Source organism: Streptococcus mitis (assembly GCF_946190325.1).
GTDB classification, from domain to species: Bacteria; Bacillota; Bacilli; order Lactobacillales; family Streptococcaceae; genus Streptococcus; species Streptococcus mitis_CF.
Map to the genome: position 1 here is coordinate 1 of NZ_CAMHZR010000022.1, position 1,474 is coordinate 1,474.

General features: G+C 38.7%; 1 protein-coding gene. It reads left to right on the plus strand.

Going from position 1 to position 1,474, the window contains the following annotated elements; translation table 11 throughout:
* Window positions 1-1,474: mucin-binding protein (locus tag N8M95_RS09145; protein WP_419991959.1), on the plus strand; the 1,474-nt coding region annotated here is incomplete at both ends.

Below are 1,474 nucleotides of genomic sequence, written 5' to 3' on the forward strand. Positions count from 1 at the left end.
CTCCAGAAGATAAAGATGGTAATCCGTTGAAACCAGTTGATCCAAACGATCCAACTAAAGGATATGAAGTACCAAGTCTTCCAACAGATCCAAGTCAAGATACACCAATCAACTACGTAAAAGATACTCAAAAAGCGAAGACGACTTTCGTAGATGAAAAAGGAAACCCAATTCCAGGTGTTGATGCTATTACTGAAGAAGGTGACTCAGATACACCACTTACAAAAGAAGCCGATGTAAAAGCGAAAATCAAAGAACTTGAAAACAAAGGATATGAATTAGTTTCTAATACATACCCAGAAGGCGGTAAGTTCGATAAAGATAAAGACACTGATCAAGAGTTCAAAGTAACTCTTAAAGAACGTGTTGTACCAGTTACACCAGATCAACCAAAAACACCAGGAACTCCAGTTGATCCAAACAACCCAGATGGACCTAAATACCCAGCTGGTTTGGAAGAAAAAGATCTAAACAAAACTGTCACACGTACAATTACTTATGTCTACGAAGATGGCACTCCAGTATTAAACGAAGATGGCACTCCAAAAACAGTAACACAAGAAGCTAAATTCACACGTGAAGCGAAAGTTAATTTAGTTACAGGTGAAGTTACATATGGAGATTGGACTCCAGCACAAGATTTAGCTGAAGTTAAATCACCAGTAGTTAAAGGATTCTTAGCTGACAAAGCAAGTGTACCAGTAGTAAACGTAACAGGTGATTCTGAAGATATCAAGGAAGTAGTAACCTACAAACCAATCGGATCATGGATTCCAAACATCCCAGGTCAACCAACAGACCCAATCAAGTATCCAAATGATCCAACAGATCCAACAAAACCAGGACAACCAACTGAAGTAGTACCATATGTACCAGGCTACACACCTAAGGATAAAGATGGTAATCCGTTGAAACCAGTTGATCCAAACGATCCAACTAAAGGATATGAAGTACCAAGTCTTCCAACAGATCCAAGTCAAGATACACCAATCAACTACGTAAAAGATACTCAAAAAGCGAAGACGACTTTCGTAGATGAAAAAGGAAACCCAATTCCAGGTGTTGATGCTATTACTGAAGAAGGTGACTCAGATACACCACTTACAAAAGAAGCCGATGTAAAAGCGAAAATCAAAGAACTTGAAAACAAAGGATATGAATTAGTTTCTAATACATACCCAGAAGGCGGTAAGTTCGATAAAGATAAAGACACTGATCAAGAGTTCAAAGTAACACTTAAAGAACGTGTTGTACCAGTTACACCAGATCAACCAAAAACACCAGGAACTCCAGTAGATCCAAACAACCCAGACGGACCTAAGTACCCATCTGGCTTGGAAGAAAAAGATCTAAACAAAACTGTCACACGTACAATCACATACGTATACGAAGATGGAACTCCAGTATTAAACGAAGACGGAACTCCAAAAACAGTAACTCAAGAAGCTAAATTCACACGTGAAGCTAAGGTCAA